Below are 1,551 nucleotides of genomic sequence, written 5' to 3'. Positions count from 1 at the left end.
GCTTCAAGCTGCACTTGCCCGGGTTGTCGTAGCGCCTGAGTGGCGTCGTAGCTCTGGCACTGCTCATACCATCCGATTCTCGAGAGCGCTTGGCAGAACATGTATTAATCTTCTTGCGGAAGGCGTTGTTGCAAGTGCTGATCACGGTGATGCGGACTTAACATTCCAAATCCCGAGGCAATATGCAGCCTTTCGTGGCTCGCTTAAGGCCGCTATGACTAGGCGTCATAACGAGCCGCCACAAGCAGAGCTTTTCGGGAGCTAACCAGTGAGCCTAAAACTTCTGCTCATTAGTGTTTCAGGAACGATCGCGAACGAACAAAACAAGGTAGATGGTGCGATCTTGCAGCAGCTCGCCAAGCTCGCTAAACAGCTTTCCGACAAGGGGGTCAGCGTTGCGTTGTGGTCTAACAGGAAGTGGACTTACAACAAATCTATAAGTCTTCATGAGCATCTTTCGAACATCTCAGGAGTTCCGATCTCCGCTCATGGTTGGCACGAAGACGGTAAGCCGTCCAGGCGTCTTGCTGACTCGGTTCTTCCCGTTCTTGCTCACTATGGGGCAACTAAGCAGCAGACAATCCTTCTGGGGGGCTCAGAAGAGGATATGCGCGCAGGCGTAAATAACAATCTCCTGCACATTCGCGCCGACTGGTATGGTCAGCAAACAAGCTACGGTTTTGCGGTCAAGACTGTCAGTGAGCTTGCGAGATTTTGCTTTGTTTTCGCTATGCGTAGCCATCCACTCTTCTTCGGAATCAAGGATGGATCGCTAAACTTTCATGCTGCAGGGCCGTTCTCCACGAAGGTCCAGGCTTATTCGCTTTTTGGAGAAGACGCCAGGGCTGCGGCAAAGTTTGGCTATGGTCACCCTGAGTTTTGGTTTCTTCTAACCATATCGACTCTCTACTTCGGTGGGCTATTGGAGGGTGTTAACTACATTTGCACCTATCCAGGGCATCAGGCTAAATCCGATCAGCCTAAGGATGCCAGTCTCCAGGTTGCTTTAATGCGGCTGGGAAAGTGCTTTCGAATGAGCTTCTATCACGATCTCATTGTGCGTCACACGACAGCCGATAAAAGCCAACCGATAAAAGCGGCCGACCGGGAATTTTCAAATCAATTGCGCACCATTCAGCTTAATACTTATCCCCATAAAAATCTCGCTGTTACTCCCAACAAGGGGGCAATTAGTCTGCGTGGTAAGGTTGTATTGGTTGTCGATGACATATGCACTTCTGGCCGAAGCCTTGAAGCTGCGCGCGCCTACGTCGAAGCCGCGGGTGGGGAGGCTCGGCTCTTTACGTGGCTTAAGACTATCAATACGCCGTATTGGGCAATGGCCGACAAGATTTCCCTAAAACCTTATCAGCCCAACGATGTAAGCAAGGAGCCCAAATCTGCCCAGTATTCTTATACGGGTTCCATCGTTGACAGTGGTGCTCCACACGAGCTTTCCCAGGTTTTCGGAATCTACAATGCGTGGAACTGGTGAGATTAACTAACTTTTAGTAGCTGGTCCCATCGGGTAGTATAGGCGGGCGACAGCGC

At 50.9% G+C, this 1,551-nt stretch carries 2 protein-coding genes; one reads left to right on the top strand and one right to left on the bottom strand.

Translation table 11 applies throughout. The features are described from left to right. Nucleotides 1-268: 268 nt before the first annotated feature. A complete protein-coding gene (locus AC04L7_RS18355) occupies nt 269-1,495 on the top strand; it encodes a phosphoribosyltransferase family protein (protein ID WP_435999560.1) in 1,227 nt (408 codons plus the stop codon). A gap of 2 nt (nt 1,496-1,497) precedes the next feature. Here the strand turns inward: AC04L7_RS18355 and AC04L7_RS18350 are convergent, their stop codons facing one another. Next, nucleotides 1,498-1,548 carry a DUF4113 domain-containing protein gene (locus AC04L7_RS18350; protein ID WP_475513654.1) on the bottom strand — a complete coding sequence of 17 codons (51 nt, stop codon included), beginning with the start codon at nt 1,546-1,548 and terminating at the stop codon, nt 1,498-1,500. Between the last annotated feature and the right edge of the window lie 3 nt (nt 1,549-1,551).

Source organism: Pseudoxanthomonas sp. LjRoot204_2 (assembly GCF_056175765.1).
The sequence above is the reverse complement of the archived record's forward strand: the minus strand, read 5'-3'. Positions and strand labels throughout refer to the sequence as shown.